Source organism: Paenibacillus sp. OAS669, from assembly GCF_014873645.1.
Lineage (GTDB): Bacteria > Bacillota > Bacilli > Paenibacillales > NBRC-103111 > Paenibacillus_S > Paenibacillus_S vulneris.
On sequence record NZ_JADBDR010000002.1, the window covers coordinates 396,434 to 417,320 of the forward strand.

At 48.7% G+C, this 20,887-nt stretch carries 17 protein-coding genes; 15 read left to right on the forward strand and 2 right to left on the reverse strand.

Going from position 1 to position 20,887, the window contains the following annotated elements; translation table 11 throughout:
- Positions 1-80 precede the first annotated feature (80 nt).
- On the forward strand, positions 81-1,163 hold the full coding sequence (locus GGC63_RS07070) for a rod shape-determining protein (protein ID WP_192701689.1): 1,083 nt from the start codon (positions 81-83) through the stop codon (positions 1,161-1,163).
- 99 nt (positions 1,164-1,262) lie between these two features.
- On the opposite strand, the gene xerS is transcribed toward GGC63_RS07070, so the two are convergent.
- Complete coding sequence (gene xerS / locus GGC63_RS07075) at positions 1,263-2,348, reverse strand: tyrosine recombinase XerS (RefSeq protein ID WP_079909299.1); 1,086 nt, start codon at positions 2,346-2,348, stop codon at positions 1,263-1,265.
- A gap of 197 nt (positions 2,349-2,545) precedes the next feature.
- Between xerS and GGC63_RS07080 the strand changes: the two genes are divergently transcribed.
- The 14 genes from GGC63_RS07080 to GGC63_RS07145 all read left to right on the forward strand — a co-directional run bounded on the left by GGC63_RS07080 (position 2,546) and on the right by GGC63_RS07145 (position 19,635).
- On the forward strand, positions 2,546-3,088 hold the full coding sequence (locus GGC63_RS07080; protein WP_192701690.1) for a YhcN/YlaJ family sporulation lipoprotein: 543 nt from the start codon (positions 2,546-2,548) through the stop codon (positions 3,086-3,088).
- 204 nt (positions 3,089-3,292) lie between these two features.
- On the forward strand, positions 3,293-4,258 hold the full coding sequence (locus GGC63_RS07085) for an AAA family ATPase (RefSeq protein WP_192701691.1): 966 nt from the start codon (positions 3,293-3,295) through the stop codon (positions 4,256-4,258).
- The gene (locus tag GGC63_RS07090) at positions 4,255-5,364 is read left to right on the forward strand and encodes a DUF58 domain-containing protein (protein WP_192701692.1); all 1,110 of its coding nucleotides are present in this window, start codon (positions 4,255-4,257) and stop codon (positions 5,362-5,364) included. Before GGC63_RS07085 ends, GGC63_RS07090 begins: the two co-directional genes overlap by 4 nt.
- The gene (locus GGC63_RS07095; protein ID WP_192701693.1) at positions 5,361-6,674 is read left to right on the forward strand and encodes a DUF4129 domain-containing protein; all 1,314 of its coding nucleotides are present in this window, start codon (positions 5,361-5,363) and stop codon (positions 6,672-6,674) included. Before GGC63_RS07090 ends, GGC63_RS07095 begins: the two co-directional genes overlap by 4 nt.
- A 103-nt stretch (positions 6,675-6,777) precedes the next feature.
- On the forward strand, positions 6,778-7,050 hold the full coding sequence (locus tag GGC63_RS07100) for a hypothetical protein (protein ID WP_306293512.1): 273 nt from the start codon (positions 6,778-6,780) through the stop codon (positions 7,048-7,050).
- Between the two features lie 265 nt (positions 7,051-7,315).
- Entirely contained in the window at positions 7,316-8,650 is a 1,335-nt protein-coding gene (locus tag GGC63_RS07105) for an Nramp family divalent metal transporter (protein WP_144027800.1), read from the forward strand.
- A 170-nt stretch (positions 8,651-8,820) separates the two neighbouring features.
- Positions 8,821-9,507 carry a class I SAM-dependent methyltransferase gene (locus GGC63_RS07110; RefSeq protein WP_192701694.1) on the forward strand — a complete coding sequence of 229 codons (687 nt, stop codon included), beginning with the start codon at positions 8,821-8,823 and terminating at the stop codon, positions 9,505-9,507.
- Between the two features lie 172 nt (positions 9,508-9,679).
- Positions 9,680-10,618, forward strand: a complete 939-nt coding sequence (locus GGC63_RS07115; RefSeq protein WP_079909306.1) for a carbohydrate ABC transporter permease — start codon at positions 9,680-9,682, stop codon at positions 10,616-10,618.
- Positions 10,619-10,658: 40 nt separating this feature from the next.
- Positions 10,659-11,492 carry a carbohydrate ABC transporter permease gene (locus tag GGC63_RS07120; RefSeq protein ID WP_079909307.1) on the forward strand — a complete coding sequence of 278 codons (834 nt, stop codon included), beginning with the start codon at positions 10,659-10,661 and terminating at the stop codon, positions 11,490-11,492.
- A 135-nt stretch (positions 11,493-11,627) separates the two neighbouring features.
- Positions 11,628-13,001 (forward strand): ABC transporter substrate-binding protein, encoded by a 1,374-nt coding sequence (locus GGC63_RS07125; protein ID WP_079909308.1) that lies wholly within the window; start codon positions 11,628-11,630, stop codon positions 12,999-13,001.
- A gap of 110 nt (positions 13,002-13,111) precedes the next feature.
- Positions 13,112-14,935 (forward strand): sensor histidine kinase, encoded by a 1,824-nt coding sequence (locus tag GGC63_RS07130; protein ID WP_225948009.1) that lies wholly within the window; start codon positions 13,112-13,114, stop codon positions 14,933-14,935.
- Positions 14,935-16,548, forward strand: coding sequence for a response regulator transcription factor (locus GGC63_RS07135; protein WP_192701695.1), 1,614 nt, complete (start codon positions 14,935-14,937; stop codon positions 16,546-16,548). The genes GGC63_RS07130 and GGC63_RS07135 overlap by 1 nt, the downstream gene beginning before the upstream one ends.
- Positions 16,549-16,627: 79 nt before the next feature.
- On the forward strand, positions 16,628-18,490 hold the full coding sequence (locus GGC63_RS07140) for a heparinase II/III family protein (protein ID WP_192701696.1): 1,863 nt from the start codon (positions 16,628-16,630) through the stop codon (positions 18,488-18,490).
- A gap of 11 nt (positions 18,491-18,501) precedes the next feature.
- A complete protein-coding gene (locus GGC63_RS07145) occupies positions 18,502-19,635 on the forward strand; it encodes a glycoside hydrolase family 88 protein (protein WP_192701697.1) in 1,134 nt (377 codons plus the stop codon).
- A 312-nt stretch (positions 19,636-19,947) separates the two neighbouring features.
- Here GGC63_RS07145 and GGC63_RS07150 read toward each other — a convergent pair whose 3' ends face one another.
- Positions 19,948-20,838: a cation diffusion facilitator family transporter gene (locus GGC63_RS07150; RefSeq protein WP_079909313.1), complete on the reverse strand. Its 891-nt coding sequence runs from the start codon at positions 20,836-20,838 to the stop codon at positions 19,948-19,950.
- Between the last annotated feature and the right edge of the window lie 49 nt (positions 20,839-20,887).

Here is a 20,887-nt window from a genome sequence, read left to right on the forward strand (position 1 = left end):
GCAGCAAGATCCGCAATACATACAGTGGGGATTTCTGAATCCTACGCTTCGATTAACCTGTTTGAAACGGAGGATACATCATGTTTAATGCATTGGAGCTTCAATTCGGTATCGATTTGGGGACATCGAATACTGTGATATATCAGCATGGAAAAGGAATCGTTCTACAGGAGCCGTCCGTCATTGCGGTGAAGCAGGCTACAGGCGAAATTCAGGCTTTCGGGGCGGAGGCTCAAGCCATGATCGGACGTGCGCCGGGAAGTCTTGAAATTATCTACCCTCTGCAGGAAGGGGTCATTTCCAATTACAATTGGTCTACGGCAATGCTTCAGCATTTTATGAAAAAAATCCAGGCACGCACCTGGCTGCGCAAATCCAAGGTCTTTATTTCGATTCCTTGCGGGATCACCAGCGTTCAAAAAAGAGCGGTCGAGGAAACGGTTGTTCATAAAGGCTCCAATAGAGCCATTACAATAGAAGAGCCGCTCGCAGCGGCTTTGGGAGCCGGTCTTCCGGTAGATGAGCCGATGGGGAATATGATTCTGAATATTGGAGGCGGCACCGCTCAGGTTGCTATTCTTTCCTTAGGCGGCATTGTCTCTAGCAGAGTCACGCGCCGCGGCGGCTTATCCATCGACAGAGATATTATTGAATATGTAAAGAAAACCTATAATCTGGAGATCGGTGAGCGTACGGCGGAGGATATCAAGATTCGCTTGGGCAGCGTGGAAAAACCGGAAGCGGGCGAGCAGATGGATATCCGGGGCAGAGATCTGATCGAGGGCCTGCCTAAGACGGTTACGATTACCGCAATGGAAATTTATAGGCTGCTCGACAGCTTCATCGGAATTATGGTAGACACGATACGCGGTACCTTGGAGGATTGCCCTCCAGAGCTTGCGGGGGATGTTATCGAGCAAGGCATTATTTTGTGCGGGGGCGGATCGCTGCTCAAGGGATTGGCATCCCGATTGCAGAAGGAAACAGGCATCCCGATTCATCTGGCGGACCGTCCGCAGGAATGCACGGCGCTGGGCGCTGGAAAAATGCTGGAGTATGATATCCGGACTCCGCGTGGCAGCAGGTCAGCCTCCGGTTGGAAGCCAGCAGGCGGCGGAAGCTACCAAGAGAAGGAGCCTGTGAATCAGCAGGCGGCGGAATAACAGGGAAGAGCAGCATCCTTATAAGGATAGCTGCTCTTTTTTGTAATATAATTTACCATATTTTGGGGGCTGATCACAGACCTGAACCGCTCAGACGGCTTACGATTCAGCTCTGCGCATATCAATGGCCTCGGCCATTGTTTTATCGGTCAAATGCGCGTAAATTTGCGTCGTTTCAGGCGATGCATGACCCAGCTGCTCTTGGGTTTTGTATAGATCATTTTGCAAATAATAATCTGTCGCAAAGGAATGGCGCAGCTTATGTACGGATAAATACGGCTTGCCGAAATGCTTGGCATATTTGATGATCATTGCTTGAATCGCCCGTTTGGTCATGCGCTCGCCTTCTTTTTTGCCGTTGGCTATGGCTAAGAAGAGGGCTTTTTCTTTTTTCGGGGCTTTATACTGCGTTTGCCGCAGCTCTAAATAAGCCGTCAGATCATCGATAGCTTCTTGACGGAAATAAACGGGGGTTTTGAAGGTATCGTCATTTTTACCTTTACGGTATACATGCGTCACCTTTTTCTTTAAGTCAATGTCATCCACGTTCAAATTCACCACTTCAGACACCCGCAAGCCTGAATTCAATATTAGCGTCACGATACAGGCATCGCGAACCTTGTTTTGCCGGTACGAGTAAAGAGCCTGCTTATTACTGGCTATGTCCTGCTCATAACCGCTATGTACATAGGCGATGAATTCATGAATTTCCTCTTCCTGAAGCAATTTCCCTTCGAGCTTAGCCGCGGTGTCCTTGGGCTTATGAGTGCGCTTGATCTCGACTTTGGCCATTACGTTCCGCTTTAAGAGGGGGTAGAAATTCTCATCCTCTGCAATTTGACTCAAGTAGTGAAATAACGACCTGAGCGAGGACAGCTTTCGGGATATCGTTGTTTTGCTGTTTGTATTTTCGGTCCGCGTGGAAAGAAACATGCGAAAGTTATCGATGCTTTCCATATGAAGCTTTTCCAGCGCTTCCAACGGAACCTCTTTGATGGAGGCTCCCTCCGCCAATCCTTCCGCCAATAGCCAGGAGAAGAACGTTTCGTAGTCCCGCACATATTCCAGCAAAGAAGAAGGGGACAGGTCAGGCAGCTTGTAATTAATGAACTTCTCTACATACCAAGGCATAGAGGGCACGCGTTTGTCCAATTCCTGACGGTCTTTGATTTTCAAGATGTTCATAGCCGTGTACCTCCATTTCAATTCATTGAACTCACTGATTCAACCACAGCTCATTTAGCAAAAGAAACCAAATGCTTATGAAGCTTAGTATAAAACAGATTTGGAGTGAAGGGTAGTCCGACGGGATTGGAGCCGCGCATGAAACCGGACATGATTAACCATACTAACCATTGATTATCTAGAAGGGGGATAACTTCATGCCACACAGCAAAACCAAGAAAATGATCTGCCTTATGTCTGCTTGCTTGGTAGTAGGCGTCATGGCAGGTTGCAACAAAAAAACAGCGCAGCCTGCACCGAACACCCACACCAACAATACGGTACATCAGCAAGCGGCCAGTCCGTCGCCGTCACCAGCTTCGTCTCCATCTCCATCGGCATCTTCTGCACCGTCACCAGCTGCTGGAGAGCACATCAACATTGCGCATCAAGCGGCTCAAAGGATTTCCCAAATTCCTAGCGTAAGCAGCGCTACGGTGCTTGTCTCCCGGCATAATGCTTATGTAGCGGCGATGATGAAGGATCGCAACGGCCCGTTATCACGGGATGTAGAGAATCAAATCTCTCAACAAGTCAAATCCACAGATCCGAATATCCACAATGTGTATGTATCGACCAACCCCGACTTCGTCCAACGTGTCACTAACTATGCAGCAGACGTAGGCGCTGGAAGACCGGTATCCGGCTTCGTCCAGGAATTTGCCGAGATGGTTCGCCGGGTGTTTCCTACCGCTCATTAATTTCGTAAGCCCGATTAACGTGCGTTCAGCACGCTATTCGGGCTGCTTTTTTTTGTATTGTGGCGTCTGACCCTTGCTTCAAGCACAACAAGACGGTAACCGCAAACTTTTTTGCTGCATGTGAATATCCAACCTGCTTCTAATATGGTAGAGTTATCTTGAAAAAGGCTCCGTGCCGACAAGTTATAGTAGGAGGATGCCGTCATGCAGTTAACGCAAATTCAGGCGATGGCTCAAAATATTAGAGCTAACGTCAACCAAGTGATTGTAGGAAAAGAGGATGTCATCGAGAAGCTGCTTATTGCCATCATCGCATCCGGTCATATTCTTCTCGAGGATGTCCCCGGTACCGGGAAAACATTGCTGGCTAAAGCGATGGCCAAATCCTTAAACTGCCATTTTAAGCGCATACAATTCACCCCGGATTTGCTGCCCTCTGACCTTAGCGGTATTAATTACTTCAATCAAAAGCAGGGGGAATTCGAATTCCGGCCAGGCCCGTTATTTACGAATATTTTGCTGGCTGATGAAATCAACCGGGCGACACCAAGAACGCAGTCCAGCCTGCTGGAATGTATGGAAGAAAGGCAGGTCAGCATTGACGGCGAGACAAGAGCGCTGGAGGCTCCCTTCCTGGTTATCGCAACGCAGAATCCCGTTGAAAATCAGGGTACGTTTCCGCTGCCGGAGGCCCAGCTGGACCGGTTTTTGTTCAAGGTTAAGATGGGCTATCCGTCGGCAGAGGAAGGATTGCAAATATTGAAGCGCTTTAAAGAAGGCAGCCCTCTGGAGGCTATTACGAGTGTAGCCGAAGCGGAGGAGATTGTCGCCGCGCAGCAGCATTACTCCAAGGTAGCTGTAAACGACGAGCTGCTGAACTACTTGCTGGCAATCGTTGAGAAAACACGAACCCATAACGAGGTCGTAACCGGTGTCAGCCCGCGCGGGAGCCAGGCGCTTCTGAAAGCGGCACAGATTCATGCCCTGCTCAGAGGAAGGGATTTTGTTACACCGGACGATTTGAAGCGGATGGCCAAGCCGGTTCTGGCTCATCGGATCATCGTCAAAGGGTCGCATCGTTCCCGCTATGAGACGGCCGAAGCCATCATGGATTCCATCCTGCATGAGATTGCCGTACCGACGGAACCGGAGCTGGTGAACAACGAATGAGCGTTCATTGGCTGCTCTTCATTACTCTCGCCATCCTGGTCCTTCAGGTTATTCTGTTCAAAATGCTGGGACATAGAGGTCTGACTTATGAAAGATACTTCAGTACCAGGGGATGCTTTGAAGGCGAAGAAACTGAAATGATCGAGCGTATCGCCAATCGTCATATCCTGCCGGTGCCGTGGCTTAGATTGGAATCCCTCATTCATGCCGGGCTGCATTTTTACAGTCAAGCCAACCTGGATATTAACAATGGAGCCTTGTTCCAGAATCACAAGAGCTTGTTCAGCTTAATGCCCTTCACGCAAATAACAAGACGGCATCGCATCTATTGCAGCAAGCGCGGATGCTACCGATTGAACACGGCCTCGCTGACCTACGGCGATTTGGTGGGACTATACCGCAACACCTTGAAGCTGTCGCTGGACGCAGAGCTGCTGGTTTATCCCAAGCTGGCGCAGCTAGACGAATTGACGCTCCCATCTCACAGCTGGCAAGGGGATCTGGTTGTCCGCCGCTGGATCGTCGAAGATCCGTTCATGATATCGGGAACGAGGGAGTACCGTTATGGCGATCCGCTTAACGGGATCAACTGGAAGGCGACGGCACGAAGCGGCCGGCTGCAGGTTCATCAGCGGGACTACACGGCGGACCATCGGCTGATGATCTATTTGAACGTGGAGGATCATGAGAAGATGTGGAGCCAGGTAAATGATGAAGCCATGTTTGAAAAAGGGCTATCCATCGCCGCGGCGCTTGCTCAGCATGCCATTGATCTTGGGATGGAGGTTGGATTCGCTACCAATGCTCATTCCGTGGATTCAAGGGATCCAGTTAGAGTGGAGGCAGGCGGCGGGACCGAGCATATGACCTTCCTGCTGGAAGCGATGGCCAGGATTGTGGTCGCCAGAAGCATCCCGTTCGATACGCTATTGGAGGAGGAGGCGGACAAAGGGGCGGCCAACCAGGATATCCTCATTCTGTCCGCTTACATCAGCGACAAAATGCAGCCTCCCATCGAGCAGCTGCGCTATCAGGGAAATTCGGTCGATACTCTGTTCCTGGAACAAGAGCACAGAAGGGCAGATCAGGAGGGGGAACCGGCATGAATTCTCAAGGGTTGATCGTTCGTACCGGAACCATCCTGCTGAAGGGATGCATTGAGCTGCTGCTTGTTCTGCCTGTGCTGCTTACGGCTGCTGTCTATTTGATTCCGGAATCCTTAAGGCTTCTGTGGATCATAACCCTTCCTTTGGGGTACGGAGCCGGTTATATGCTGAATCACCTTCTGCCTATGAGGCGTGCCTATCTGCAGCTGATTGCTTCCGTATGCTTGGCTGCGATGTATTCCTATGGATTATTTGGAAGCTCCTACGTGGCTATCGTATCGCTTCTTGTCAGCTTCATCACGGTGTATCGCGGAATCCGGCTTGTGTGGATCCCCTGGGATATCTATTTTCCAGTCAATTTTTATGTATTTGGCTTAATTTTATACTTTATCAGCTCGGTTGTTCTGCATTTTGTAGAGTCGTTCGAGCCTTATATGCCTTATCTTTTGTGGGGAGGATTAGTCTCCCTGATCATCACCTTGTTCGCTGCCAATGAATCGAACATGAAGCAGGAGACGCTGTCGGGGGATAAAGAGCCTGTTATTGCGGCGGAAATGATGTGGCAAAATCGGCTGCTGGTCTTGCTGGTCCTGGCGGTTATTCTTTTGGTTGTCCTGTTCCGCCAGCTGGGAGAAGCCGTCATGTGGCTTCTTTATCAGTCCCTTCATTGGCTGCAAGCCTTGTTCAGCGGTTCTGCGGAGCAGCCTGTTCCGGAAACGCCTAAAGCGCCCCCGAAGGTGCCGATGAATTTGTCAGGCAGCGAAGAGCCTGCCTTATGGCTCGTATGGCTTCAGAAAATCATGTATTTCGTCGTGGGAGGCCTCGTTGTCCTAGGCTGCTTATTGGCTGTATATCTTGTACTGCGGAGAGTTCCCCGGTTGTTCAGACTCTTGTTAAGCTGGCTGGCAGGCAAGCTTCATTCTGAGGGGAAACGAACCAGCAAAATCGGCTACGAGGACGATGTGGAAAGCTTAATGGACTGGGAAGCCCTTAATGACAAGCTGTTATCGGGATGGAAGCGAATGTTTGCCGGATCGGGGCGGGAAAAGTGGGAGGATCTGCAGGATAATAAACAGCGGATACGATACCTGTACCGGAACTGGCTTTGGCAATCCATGGGGCGGGGATATTTGTTCAAAAGCTTCCTGACGCCAAGGGAGACGAGCTCGGAGGTTGAGCAGTGGAGCGGTAAAGAGATTTCTTCAGCAGATGCCTTGCTGAACTTATATGAGCAAGCGCGGTACGGTGATAAGCCGGTCACCGATGAGGAGCTTACGATGGCTAAGCAATGGGCTGACAAGAAGAAATGAGCTTTCGCTGTTGGCTGGATATAGCCAGAGGCATACGTGAAATTGTTGAAATGCCGCCTGCTTATCCCTTATAATTTCTGAAGCATGACCGATTAATGGAAGGGTGAGTCCACTGATTAACGTATTGGCCGCATCGATGACATACAGCAAGGAAGAAGGGTATGTCGGGAAGGTTGAGTTTGAGGTTCAAGATCATAAACTGCCTTATGAGATCACGCTGTTCAGCAAGAACGGCAAAGAATGGAGCTATGGTTTATTTTTCTCCAAGGAATCCGGCAGTGAGGAGGATATTCTGGCTGTCGAGGATTTGCTCGAGGAAAATGATGAATGGTATGACTTCCTGGTGGAAGCGGCCAAGAGCAAGCTGCAGAAATAACAATAGGAAATAGAATACCGTTAAATGACTGCTGTCCGCTCCGGACAGCAGTTTGTCTTTCCGGAGACTTAAAATGTTTCCCTTGACAAAAATATTTTACCGAGTACAATCACTATCATAGGAACATTTATTTTGCACCATCATATACTTGAGAAATAGATAGGGGACTTCGCACATTAAATGTTGCCCTGGGACAAAAAAGTTAGCTTGGCGCATTACGCCGTTACTATAAAAGAGGTGAGACTGCATGAACGAGAAAGCGCAAATGAAGCATGTCGCTAACGACGGATGGAGATTGCCCGGAGGGCGTCCATCACTGCCCGAAGTCCACCGTTCGTTGAAAATTCCGAAAACAGGAAGCTGGCTCAAGAAGTTTCTGGCTTTTGTCGGACCCGGCTATTTGGTGGCCGTAGGGTATATGGACCCGGGGAACTGGGCTACCGACATTGCGGGCGGTTCGATGTTCGGCTATTCCTTGCTTTCGGTGATTTTGATTTCCAACCTAATGGCTATTCTTCTGCAGGCGCTGGCCGGCAAGCTGGGGATCGTCACTGGCAGAGACTTGGCTCAAGCTTGTCGAGATCATTATAATAAACCGGTAGCTTTTACCCTCTGGATCCTTTGTGAACTGGCAATCGCGGCCTGTGACTTGGCGGAGGTCATCGGATCGGCCATAGCTCTGAAGCTATTGTTCGGCATTCCGCTGCTGTACGGGGTCATGATTACAGCGGTCGACGTCATTCTCGTCCTGCTGCTGCAGAACAAGGGCTTCCGGTTCATTGAGTCGCTGGTTATTATCCTTATTGTAACTATCGGCGGCTGCTTCTTGACGGAGATGTTCCTGTCCAAGCCCGACATCGGCGGCATTGCCAAAGGTTTCGTTCCAACAACCGAAATCATCAGCAACCCAATGATGCTCTACATTGCCATTAGTATATTAGGGGCTACGGTAATGCCTCATAACTTATATCTGCATTCCTCGATTGTCCAGACCCGTAAATTCGATCAGACACGGGAAGGGAAGCGCCAGGCGATTAAATATGCTACCTGGGATTCTTCGATCGCCTTGTTCTTCGCTTTATTCATTAATGCGGCGATTCTAATCTTATCCGCGGCTACTTTCCATAGAGCCGGCTTGACGGAGGTTGCAGATATTGAGGATGCATACCAGCTGCTGACACCATTACTCGGTACAACACTTGGCAGTATCCTGTTCGGAGTCGCTCTACTCGCATCCGGGCAGAACTCGACGTTAACCGGTACTTTGGCTGGGCAGATCGTTATGGAAGGCTTCTTGAACATTCGGCTGCCCGGTTGGCTCCGCCGGCTTATTACCCGGTTGATTGCCATTATCCCGGCCGTCATCGTGACTGCAATAGCCGGGGAGAAGGGTACAGCTCAATTGCTGATCCTTAGTCAGGTTATTTTGTCCCTTCAACTATCCTTCGCTGTTATACCGTTGGTGAAGTTTACGAATGATAAGAAGAAGATGGGCGAGTTTGTAAACGCCGGTTGGGTTAAATGGTTGTCTTGGATTGTTACCGGTATTATTGCCGTATTAAATGCCTATTTATTATTCCAAACCTTTTTTCTGGAATAATTGAGTATTCATACTGGATCAAGTGACATCCCGTTTTCTGGATGAACCTGGTCCTTTTTTACATCATAGTAATAGGTATAAACTATTAAATCTATAGTATTTATATATTTTCACAATCGAGCTGTTTGCCTTTATAATGAGAGTAACAACGAAAGATCGGAGGAATAAGGATGAATGAGAGCATTAGGCAGCAGTTTAATGAGGCTGCACGAGAGTACGACCAGCAGCGAAGACAATTGATTCCCTGCTTTGACGATTTCTATGAAACAGCGGTGCGGTGGACAGAGAGCTCGAAGGAAGCACCGCGCATCCTTGATCTCGGGGCTGGAACGGGGCTTCTTACGGCAGCAATGCTTCTGAAATTCCCGCAGGCCCAGGTCACGTTGATCGACGTAAGCGAAAAGATACTGGAGCTGGCGCGGCAGAGGTTTGCGGGAAACAATAGGATAGCATATATCGCAGCCGATTATACGCAATATCCTTTCGAAGGGAGCTATGACGTCGTCGTTTCTTCCTTATCGATTCACCACTTGACTCATCCGGAGAAGCAGGTGTTATTCCACAAATTGTTTGGATTGTTGGAAACAAACGGTGTTTTTGTGAACGCGGATCAGGCCAAAGGGGAGACACCCTGGATGGAGCAAGCATATCAAGGACAATGGGAGAGCTGGATTCGCTCCAATGGATTGTCCCAAGATGCGGTGGAGGCGGCCATCGAGCGAAGAAAGCTGGATCGGAACGCCGCCGTTTATGAGCAAATCAAGTGGCTGCAGGAAGCCGGCTTCGCCGATGCGGACTGTGTTTATAAATACAACGAGTTCGCTGTTTTTCATGCAAGAAAGCCTGCGAAGGCTTAATAGGAAGCATTTGGGCCGTGAGGGGAACCTCGCGGTTTTTTTTAGCCGCAAAACACGAATCCTGTCGCAAAAAGTCAAAATCGTCAACAAGGTAATCAAAATAGCGTTAAATATATCGCCAAGGCATTGATTATAATAAATTCAACATTATTGAAGTTGAGGTGATAGCATCATGAATACAAATTCGCCTTCTGCAGCGGCAGATAAGCAAATAACGAAACGCCGCAAGAGAGGTCTTCAGAATCGGGAAACGCTAGCAGGATTTTTATTCGTAAGTCCAATGCTCATCGGGGTAACGATCCTGGTACTGCTTCCGATTTTGGCAACATTCGTGCTGAGCTTTTCGGATTGGAACTTTATCATGGGCTTCAAAGGGTTTAAATGGGCGGGACTGGATAATTTTCAGAAGCTCGTTACTGATACGACGTTCCTGAAGTCATTCCGCAACAACGCTATATTTTTGCTTACGGTTCCTATTTATTTAATCATATCGCTGGTACTCGCTATTATCATCGACAAGAAGGTTTATTGGAAGGGCTTCTTTAAAGTCGCTTACTTCATGCCTTATATTTCGAGTGTCGTTGCTGTCGCTATCGTATGGCAAGTTCTGTTTCACCCGTCTTCCGGTCCTGTGAACCAGTTCCTGATGTCGATCGGAATCTCGGATCCGCCCAAATGGATTGCCGATCCGAACTATGCACTTATTTCCGTGATGATGATTTCCGTTTGGATTTCCATCGGGTTTAACTTGATTGTCTACATTGCAGGCTTGCAATCGATCCCTAAGGATTTGTACGAAGCGGCCGACATTGACGGAGCTTCGGGCTGGGTCAAGTTCAAAAGCATCACCGTTCCTATGCTGTCGCCTACTACATTCTTCCTGCTCATTACCGGTATCATTTCAACCTTTAAGGTGTTTGACTTGATCGCTGTCTTGACGCAAGGCGGACCTATTCAATCCACGAGTATGATCGTTTGGTATTTGTATGACACCGCATTTACGAATTTGAAAATCGGGTACGCATCCTCTATGGCAACGGTATTGTTCTTCTGCGTATTGATTATCACGTTCCTGCAGTGGATCGGCCAGAAAAAATGGGTAAATTACTAATCGTCTACAGGCAACTGAACGAAAAGAAGGTGGGAATACTATGAGGGAACCGTTTAGCCCCAAAAAATTGATTTTTACAATTATCATGTTCGCTATCAGTATATTATTTCTAATGCCGTTCATTTGGATGCTTTCCGCATCCTTCAAAATGGAATCCGATGTATTTAACTTCCCAATCGATTGGATTCCTAAGCAATGGAATGCTATCAATAACTATAAAGAAGTCTGGTTCGGGCAATATCCGTTCTATCTATATTATTGGAACTCCATCAAGATTACGGTCGTCACTACACTGATCTCCGTTACCGTATCGGCCTTGGCTGCCTACGGGTTCTCTAAAGTGCAGTTTGCAGCAAGCAAATGGCTGTTCCTTATTGTATTAACTACGTACATGGTACCATCGCAAGCCGTTCTGGTTCCGCAGTTTATTTTGTACCGTTGGATCGGATTGTTTGATAATCACATCGGACTTATTCTTATCGGAAGCTTCAGCGTCTTGGGAACGTTTATGCTGCGTCAGTTTTTCATGGGGCTTCATAATGATTTTATTGAGTCCGCCAAGATCGACGGGGCAGGCCACTGGAAAATCTTCTGGAATATTGCTCTGCCGCTCGTTCGTCCGGCGGTTGCAACGTACGCGATCCTGCGTTTTATCTGGACCTGGAACGATTACCAGAACGCTCTGATCTTCCTGCGTACGGACAAGCTGTTCACGATTCAATTGGCCATGCAAAAGTTCACATCGTTAAGCGGCGAGTTCTATTCCCTTATCATGGCTGCAGCTGTGTCGGCGATCGTGCCTCTGCTGATTATTTTCATCATTGGTCAAAAAAGTGTTATTGAAGGTATCGCAATGGGCGGAGTTAAGGGATAATTCGACAAGAAAAGTCAAAAAAATTGTAAATAAGTCAAAATTCGCGCATGGCTCGACCTACAGGAATTGGTACAATCACTGTGTAAGCTTGATGCAAACAACCAGGCAGTTTCCAACGAGGAGGGTACTTAGAAGATGAATAAGAAAAAAGTAGGCGCAGGCGTATTGACTAGCGTCATGGCGTTAGGCGTATTGGCAGGCTGCGGAGGCGGCGCCGGAGACCAGAAGGGTGCTCAGGGCGGAGACGCGGCAGGCAAAACAACGGAGCTGCGTTTTTATACGTATGGTACGGAAGCTAACTACAACTGGAAAAAAACGATTGCTGCATATGAGGAGCAAAATCCGGGTATTAAAGTGAATGTCATCGGGTTGAGTGAAAAAGGCGATACCCAGGAAGCCTTGAAGAAGCTTGACTTGGCAGCCGCTTCAGGCGAAGATATGGACGTATTGATGTTCAGTGACGCAGCCAGCTATGCACAGCGTGTAGCTCTCGGCATGGTAGCTCCGCTTGACGATTACATCACTAAAGATGGCTACAAAGTCGATCAAGAGTACAAGGTAGACACGAAGCTGAACGGTAAATACTACGCTTTGCCAGGCAAATTCAATCCTTGGTACGTGCTTCTTAACAAAACCATGCTGGATGCAGCCGGCTTGAAGGTTCCGACCGACTGGACTTGGGATGATTTCATGGATTATGCTAAGAAAATGACCCAAGGTGAAGGCGCTAATAAAGTGTACGGTACTTACTTCCATGGCCCGCAAAACGGCGGATGGCTGGATTACGCCAAATTGGCAATGGAAAACCAAGCGGAAAATCCGGAGTTCATCAAAGCGGACGGAACTTCCAACATGGACAGCCCATTGTTCAAGAAATCTCTAGAAATTCGTGTTAAAATGGAGAAAGAAGATAAATCCGCTACTCCTTATGCGGACATGCTTTCCCAAAAATTGAATTACCGTACGCAATTCTTTAATCAAAAAGCTGCTATGATCGTAACCGGCAGCTGGATGAATACGGAGTTGGGCGGTACGGAGCAAGTTCCGTTGAACTTTAACGTTGCTGTAGCTCCATTCCCTAAAAACAACCCTGGCGATCCTAGCGGATATGCTACGGTAACTACAGACTACATGTCCGTTGCAGCAGCTTCCAAGCATAAAGATGAAGCTTACAAGTTCATTCGTTGGTTAACAACAGACGGCCAATTGGTGCAAGGTAAAAACGTACCGTCCTGGTCCAAAGTGAAGCAAGAAGACCTTGGCAAAATTATCGATACGATTCTTAGCGGCACGAAGAACCCTGAGAAAGTAGACAAAGCTTCCTTGATCAGCGTTCTGACCAATGCGAAATCTTCGGCAATTGTACCTCCTGTATCTTACCAAGCAGAGGTATATAAAGCCGTTAACGAAGAATTCGAGAAGCTGATCCTGGGCAAGCAGGATATCGATACAACGGTTAAAGCTTCTCAAGAACGGGTAAATAGCATTATTGCTTCCAATAAAAAGTAAGTATTAAGGTCATATTAAGAAAAGGAGGGGTGGCTCCAAGCCTACCTCTTCTTTTGTTCGTTGTACATAAGATTTGCGAAAACGTTCAAGAAGGAGCGGGTGACTGCGATATGAGAAAAAAGATACGTCAATGGTTTTCATCCCGCTCGTTTCGTTATAAGCTGATGTTCACCTCGATCATCTGCATCCTGATTCCCGGCTGCTTTTCTCTCATCCTATATAATTATGTAACGCAGGATGCGGTGAAGCAGCAGGCCATCTCCAACTCGCAGGAATCGATGCAGCTGGTTAACAATTATGTGACCAACTCGCTCAAATATATGCTCAATGTAGCGAACATGATCCAGAATGACTCGGAATTGAGCTCCATCATGAAGCGCAAAGCCAGCGGAATCTCGTATACCGGGCCTAATGCGGAATATGAGGAGTTCAATGACCAAAGCAAAATCAGAAATGCGATCGATAACATTACTATCGGCGGGGAACATTGCTACGTCACCATTATATTGTCCAACGGGGCTTATTACTCGAGTTATTCTGTATATGACTATAATCCAATTGATATGACTAAAGAGCCTTGGTTTTCTCAGCTGGATAAGCTTTATGGCTTTAACTCGTATTGGGTAGGCGCATCCCCGACCGTATTTATTTCGGAGAAAGAAACCAATCCTTATCAGCTGTCGGTCGTAAGGACATTACGGCAGAAGGAAGGATTTCAAATCTACGGCTATGTGATCGTGACCATCATGGAAAATCAGATGAAGCAAAACTTTGAAAAGCTGTCGGATAGCCAGGAATTTATGATTGTTGACGCCAACAATGTGATCATATCCCACAATGATGTGAACCAAATCGGCAAACCGTTCCCTTTTCCAATGAATAACCAGACAAGCAAGCAAATCACCTCCCACATAGTAAACGGGGATAAGGAGGATTACTTGCTGACCCAGGAGCCCTTATTCACGGGATGGAAGCTGGTGTCTCTGACTCCTTATAAGTCGGCCATTGATAAGATTAAATCCATCTTTACCAATGTGCTGACGCTTCAGCTGATTTCATTTGTCGTTTTCTTGCTTCTGCTTCTATATCTGCTGAGAACGTTCACCAAGCCTCTAGTCGGTTTAGGGAAGGTGGCTCTAAGCGTGCAAAAGGGGAACCTGGATGTCCGTTCCCAAATTCGCGGAGGAGACGAGATCGGAAGGTTGGGCTACTTATTCGACCAGATGCTGGACAGAATCAATGAAATGATAGAAGAGATCTCCGATACCCAGGCGCGCAAGCGCAAAGCGGAGCTGGACATGCTGCAGGCGCAGATCAACCCGCATTTTCTGTTCAACGTACTGAACTCGATTCGGATGAAGGTGATGTTCAAGGGGGATAAGGAAAGTGCGGAGATGATCGGTTCCTTGTCCAAGCTGCTTCGGATGACGATCAATCAGGATAAGGGACTCATCTCCCTGCATGAAGAGGTTGAAATCGTTATGGATTATACCCAGCTCATGAATATGCGCCAGAAGGAGAAGGTGCTGCTCCAGACGGATATATCCGCTAACGCATTGCTGGAGAAGGTGCCGAGATTTTTTCTTCAGCCGCTGATCGAGAATGCATTGATTCATGGCTTGAGCCAATCCGGCGGCATCATTAAAGTAAAAGCCTGGATGGAGGATACTACGCTTATCGTGTATGTAGAGGATAACGGAGCGGGGATGGACACCATGACATTGAACAGGCTTCAGCAAAGAATCAGACAAACGAAGGAACAAGGGCATATGGAAATGGAGAAGCACAAGGGCTTTTCCAGTATCGGCTTATCCAATGTCTATGAACGTATGCGCATCACGTATGGCGAAGCGTTTGAAATGAAGATGGAAAGCGAACCGGGGAAAGGGACCCGAATCACGATGTTCATTCCAAGCTTGGAGGCGAAAGAGTAATGTACAAAGTCATGCTTGTGGATGACGATTACCCTGTATTGGAATTTTTATCGGAGACCATAGCTTGGGATGAGTTTGGTCTCAAGCTTCAGGGCTGTTATGAGAATGGGGCAGTTGCCTTGGAGCAGGCGGAGCTGGGAATGCCGGATATTCTGATTACGGACATCGGGATGCCTAAGATGAACGGTCTGGAATTGATCGGAAAGCTGAAGGAGCGCAAGCCCAACCTCCGCGTCGCTATTTTATCCTGCCATGATGAATTTTATTATGCCCAGCAGGCGGTTAAGCTCAATGTACAGGATTATGTACTGAAGGATACACTGGACCCTGCCGACCTCGAGAAGCTGCTGCAGCAGTTCAAAACCAGCCTCGATCAAGAGGAACGTGTACAAACGCATCAGCATCAGCTGCAGCATATGGTAGACCGCAACAAGGAGCTGCTGAAGGAAAAGTTCATACGGCGTACCCTGCAGCAGCCGATTCTTGATCCCCAGGATTGGCTTGAGGAGGCCCGTTCGTTGGAGCTTTCCTTGAAGGGAATGGCCTGCCTGCCGATTATAGGCTATATTGACGCATACCGTACGGCCAAACAGAGGTTTATGTCCGACGATATTTTGCGGTTTGCCATTGATAATGTGATCGATGAAGTGAGCGGGAGGGAGACGCAGCCTGCCGTCCATTTTGCCTACGGGACAAGGGAATCGTTCTTCTTGTTCCCGTTCCAATCCACATTGAAGGTCAATCCGTTCGATGAAGCGGCGATAAGAATGAAAGGGATTCAGGATGCACTGCGCAAATTTTTGAAAATATCGATGTCATTCATCATTGGCGATATCAGTCATAGCCCGGAGGAGATCAAGGCGGCGCTAATTCAGCTCAGGTCCAGCTCCGTCCAGCGGTTTTATATGGAAGAAGGCAGCATTGCCAAGAAAAAAACATTATCTCAGGGCAATATTGATCTGTTCTCCTGGTATGATCAAGCCAGTACGGAGCTCAAGGAAATGATTCTTGAGAAAAATACGGATACGATCGTTCCGACGGTCAGGCATTGGATGGAATTTTTAAAGGAGCATGCCTTTGAACCGGAGAAGGTAAAGGACTGGGTGCTGAAGCTGCTGCTGGATCTGAAGCTGAAGCTTCAATCCCTGCAGTACTTTCGATCGACGTATGAAGTCGATGTGCTTCATAAAGAAATATTGGAGATCGACTCGCTGTTTGAGCTGGAGCAGTGGCTGGTGGAGCATTTTCAATCCGTGATTGCCCTAGCAGTCGACATCGGTGACCAGCGCAAAAGATCGGAGGTCGTTCAGGCCTGTCATTACGTCTCGCTTCATTTGGACAAACGGATCAGCCTGGAGGAGGTGGCCGACCATCTGTTTTTGAACAGCAGCTATTTCAGCCGGTTGTTTAAGAAGGAAACGGGGGAGACCTTCATCGAGTACGTCACGCGTATGAAGATGAACCGCGCCAAGGAGCTTCTGGATCAAACGAACCATCCGGTGGGCAAAATATGCGAGATGCTGGGCTATGACAATCAGAGCTATTTTATTAAAATATTTAAAAATTCCGTCGGTGTCACCCCTATGGAATATAGAGGTCAAAAATCATCCTGAATTAGTCAAAATAATTTCATTATGTATGGCGAATCGGTAGTATGATAGAGACAGTAATCTAATACTGCGGAGGCGCCCGATGAACCGTAATGAGATCAAACAAGTACTGGACAATCAATCGTCAGAGACATCTTCTCTGTTGTTTTGCGATGAAGAACAGGCTTCTTGGTGGAGCCGGGTCCGAGCATCCGGGATCTACCGGCCTATGCTGGATGAGGTCCGCGATGAAGCCGAGAAGCTGCTGGAGCAGCAGGAGCCTCAACGGTCGTACCAGCTGTTTCGCATTTTTACGGAGAGCGGTACGAGACTGGAATATGAACAGGTCTATTTTGAGGTTAGAAAAAGACTGAACACATTCGCCATCATGTCGCTGCTCGAGCCGGAGCGCTCCGATTATCAGCAAGCTCTGGAAGAAACGATTTGGTCTATATGCAATGAGTATACGTGGTGCTTGCCTGCCCATGTGGGCAATACGCCCGAAACGACAGGGGAAAGCGCCTATTCCCTGCACCAACCGTTGACAGACTTGCAGGGGAACGCCCATGTCATCGATCTATTTTCCGCTGAAACCGGGTTTGCTCTTAGCGAGATTCTGAAGCTGACGGAGCACAGATTGCCGCGGCTGCTTCGCAACCGCATCGTTCATGAGGTATATAGGCGTATTTTTTGGCCATATATTCATCAAGGACCGTTTCATTGGGAGAAGGCGACCCATAACTGGGCGGCGGTCTGCGCCGGGTCTGTCGGTTCAGCGGCCCTTCATTTAATGAAGGATCATGAAGACCTGTCTCTGATTTTGGAACGGGTACTGCAGACGATGGATTCCTATATGCAGGGGTTCAAGGAGGACGGAGCCACGACGGAAGGCTACGGCTACTGGTACTACGGCTTCGGCTATTTTGTATTTTTCGCCGATTTGCTGAAGAAAAGAACGGCCGGAGCGATGCATTTGTTCTCGGATGAGAAGATCCACAGGATCGCCTTGTTTCAGCAAAAATGCTTCCTAAGCGGAACCTCCGTCGTCAATTTCTCGGATTCGATGCCTCAAGCGAGAATTCATATGGGGCTGACCCATTATTTAAACCGGATTTATCCGGATGTGGAAATTCCGGAATTGTCGCTGCGCACCAGCTATACGGAGGACCACTGTAACCGCTGGCCGACCGCGCTGCGCAATCTGCTATGGTTTCGTGAGGACAAGGCGGTTGCCGGCGAACCATGGGGGAACGCGTCCTATTATTTACAGGATGCACAGTGGCTGGTCTCGAGATATGTGAATGAGCATGGCTCATTCAGCTTTGCGGCCAAGGGCGGACATAACGATGAGCCTCATAATCATAACGATATAGGACATTTTATTATTCATTCGCAAGGGGAAACGTTCCTGGCCGACCTTGGCTGCGGCATGTATACGAAGCAATATTTTGGACCTGATCGTTACTCGTATTTGTGCAACAGCTCTCTTGGCCATTCGGTTCCGATCATTAACGGTCGGATGCAGGAGCCGGGAGCGGAGCACCGCGCCTCTGATCTGCAGGCTGTGTCAGGTGTCGACAGAGAACAGCTGACAATGGACTTATCCGGCGCGTATGATGAGCCGGGGCTCCAAAGCCTGATTCGCAGACTCACTTGGCATAAGACCGAACAGCCTAGGCTGGTGCTGGAAGATTCCTATGAGTTTAAGGAGATGCCTGAGGAGATTGTAGAAAGGTTTATCACAATGATCGAACCCGTTATGGACGGCAGCCATCTGTATATTCAAGGGAATCAGGCTCGTCTTCATGTCGGATATGACGCGGCTGCCGCTCAGCCGACAATCGAGGAGTTGGAGTACACGGATCATTTTGGCGAGATACGCAAGGTGTACGCCATCGACTTCAAGCTTCTTCAGCCGAAGCAGCAGAGCTCGGTACAATTTGAATTCGAACTTTTATCATTATAGGAGGACTAGAGATGACCGTTATTGTGAAAGGTCCTTGGGTAGAGGAAGCCTGGCAGGCTGCTGTTGACAAAGTGGGCAGAACAAGCCAGAGAATCGGGGCTCATTTTCCCCATGCCAGCGTGAATGGAACCTATGTACTGGAGCCGGCTTATTGGTGGACGGCGGGTTTTTGGCCGGGCTTGCTGTGGCTGCTCTACCGCGACACGAAGAATGAGCAGTTTAAAACGATCGCAGAGCAATGCGAGGATCAATTAGATCAGGTGATGACCGATTATTATAAGCTGGATCATGATATCGGCTTTATGTGGACTTTGACCAGCGTTGCGCGCTATAAGCTGCTTCAGGAGGAGAATTCCAAGCGCCGCGCATTATTAGCGGCCAATTTGCTTGCGGCACGCTTCAATGTGAAAGGCAATTTTATCCGCGCTTGGAACCCTTGGCGGGAAGGGGAGAACAATGCAGGCTGGGTCATTATCGATTGCATGATGAACTTGCCGCTCCTGTACTGGGCATCCGAAGTCAGCGGTGATCCAAGGTACAAGCACCTGGCCCAGGAGCATGCGGATACGGTTCTGAAACATTTCATCCGCCCGGACGGCTCGGTATACCATATCGTTAGATTCGATGAGCACACAGGCGAACGCATTGAGGCGCTGGGAGGGCAGGGCTTTGCGCCTGAATCCGGGTGGTCCCGCGGCACGGCGTGGGCATTGTACGGCATGGCCTTAAGCTATCAGCATACGGGCGAAGAGAAGTACCTGAATGCAGCGAAGCAGGTGGCGCATTATTTTATTTCCCAGCTTCCCGAGGACCATGTGCCTTTATGGGATTTCCGTCTGCCGGAGGGAATAGCGAAGTACCGCGATTCCTCCGCGGGGGCTTGTGCGGCTTGCGGACTGCTCCTGCTGGCGGACCTGGTCTCACCGCTTGAAGGCTCTTCCTACTTCAAAGCAGGCGAAGCGATCCTAGAATCCTTATATACCAATTACGGAGCTTGGGATAACGAGAAGGAAGAAGGCTTGATCCTTCACGGTACAAGCCATTATCCGGAGCAAAAAAATATGGATGTTCCTCTTATTTACGGTGATTATTTCTATGTGGAAGGATTGAGCCGGTTAAAAGGGCATACGGTGCAATTCTGGTAAAAAGCGCTTCTCGCGCAAAAAAGAAGCCATTCTCGGAAGGACTCCGCGGATGGCTTCCATGTTGAAAAGCCCTATCTTATGGAAAAATGCGAAAGGTGATAGGTGGGGTATTCCCTGTAGGAGCGATAGCGTCCGCCTTTGTTCTTGGGAAATCCCCGCTATAATGCGAGTATAATCAAAATTTCCCAAGAACAACAGCGGCCGGAGGGGAATACCCCACCGGGGTACCATGCCTATTTTCCAGCTTTTCAGGTTTTTCAACAGAAAGAAGCTATCCTCAGGAAGACTCTGAGGATAGCTTCTTTTCCTTTTTCAGGAAGCATACCATGGATTGATATGAATCAGCACCTCATCCACATCAGGATGCTTGCTCATAATCACCTGCTTGATTTGCCGCGAGATATCGTGTCCTTGCTGGATGGTCATTTCGCCTGGGATACTGAGCCGGACATCGACCAAGACATAGTGCCCGTGCTCCCTCGCACGAATGCGATCGATGCGCTTCACCTCGGGAACGGACCAGATCAATGCAATGTACTCATCCAGCTGCTCCTGATCCACCGCCTTTTCCATCAAGATGTTGAACGACTCCAGGCCCATGTGATAGGCAAGCTTCAGCACCAGTATGGAGACGATAATCCCCGCCAACGGATCGCCGTAGGCGAGATAATGAATGTCATAGGCTTCCCCGATCAGCGCCAGCCCGATACCGGCAACCGCCGCGATGGAGGCATAAACGTCCGCAAGATGATCATAGGCCGTAGCGATCAAGCCTTTGCTGTTCACCTTTTTTCCTATCCGGATGGTGTAGGCATAGAGCAGCTGCTTCCAGACCAGGGAGATTACGGCCGCTATAAGGGCAATATAGCTGGCCGGCCGCGGCTCCTCGAAGAAGGCCATCACCGCTTCATAAGCAATGTATAAGGCGGCGATAGCCAAAATGATGGATACGAAGGCGGAGCTCAGCACCTCCGCTTTGCCGTGACCGTAAGGGTGATCCTCGTCAGCAGGCCGTTTCGAAATGTTCATGGATGTGAGGGAAGCGGCAGTAGCGATGACATCGCCCGCGTTGTGAATCCCGTCGGCCAGGAGCACCTGACTATTGGTCAAGAGCCCGACAATAATTTTGAGCAGTGTCAGGGCGACGTTGCTCACCAGGCTGATCCAGGCCGCAATAATTGAAGAATGGTTACCTTTAGACATCCGTTGTGACCCCCACCAGAACTTTTTCCCGAAGGAAACAAAAACCCTT

What these genes read in the sequence shown, in the direction of transcription:
- GGC63_RS07070 (WP_192701689.1), top strand. Translation starts at nt 81, where the DNA reads ATGTTTAATGCATTGGAGCTTCAATTCGGTATCGATTTGGGGACATCG.
- xerS (WP_079909299.1), bottom strand. Translation starts at nt 2,348, where the DNA reads ATGAACATCTTGAAAATCAAAGACCGTCAGGAATTGGACAAACGCGTG.
- GGC63_RS07080 (WP_192701690.1), top strand. Translation starts at nt 2,546, where the DNA reads ATGCCACACAGCAAAACCAAGAAAATGATCTGCCTTATGTCTGCTTGC.
- GGC63_RS07085 (WP_192701691.1), top strand. Translation starts at nt 3,293, where the DNA reads ATGCAGTTAACGCAAATTCAGGCGATGGCTCAAAATATTAGAGCTAAC.
- GGC63_RS07090 (WP_192701692.1), top strand. Translation starts at nt 4,255, where the DNA reads ATGAGCGTTCATTGGCTGCTCTTCATTACTCTCGCCATCCTGGTCCTT.
- GGC63_RS07095 (WP_192701693.1), top strand. Translation starts at nt 5,361, where the DNA reads ATGAATTCTCAAGGGTTGATCGTTCGTACCGGAACCATCCTGCTGAAG.
- GGC63_RS07105 (WP_144027800.1), top strand. Translation starts at nt 7,316, where the DNA reads ATGAAGCATGTCGCTAACGACGGATGGAGATTGCCCGGAGGGCGTCCA.
- GGC63_RS07110 (WP_192701694.1), top strand. Translation starts at nt 8,821, where the DNA reads ATGAATGAGAGCATTAGGCAGCAGTTTAATGAGGCTGCACGAGAGTAC.
- GGC63_RS07115 (WP_079909306.1), top strand. Translation starts at nt 9,680, where the DNA reads ATGAATACAAATTCGCCTTCTGCAGCGGCAGATAAGCAAATAACGAAA.
- GGC63_RS07120 (WP_079909307.1), top strand. Translation starts at nt 10,659, where the DNA reads ATGAGGGAACCGTTTAGCCCCAAAAAATTGATTTTTACAATTATCATG.
- GGC63_RS07125 (WP_079909308.1), top strand. Translation starts at nt 11,628, where the DNA reads ATGAATAAGAAAAAAGTAGGCGCAGGCGTATTGACTAGCGTCATGGCG.
- GGC63_RS07130 (WP_225948009.1), top strand. Translation starts at nt 13,112, where the DNA reads ATGAGAAAAAAGATACGTCAATGGTTTTCATCCCGCTCGTTTCGTTAT.
- GGC63_RS07135 (WP_192701695.1), top strand. Translation starts at nt 14,935, where the DNA reads ATGTACAAAGTCATGCTTGTGGATGACGATTACCCTGTATTGGAATTT.
- GGC63_RS07140 (WP_192701696.1), top strand. Translation starts at nt 16,628, where the DNA reads ATGAACCGTAATGAGATCAAACAAGTACTGGACAATCAATCGTCAGAG.
- GGC63_RS07145 (WP_192701697.1), top strand. Translation starts at nt 18,502, where the DNA reads ATGACCGTTATTGTGAAAGGTCCTTGGGTAGAGGAAGCCTGGCAGGCT.
- GGC63_RS07150 (WP_079909313.1), bottom strand. Translation starts at nt 20,838, where the DNA reads ATGTCTAAAGGTAACCATTCTTCAATTATTGCGGCCTGGATCAGCCTG.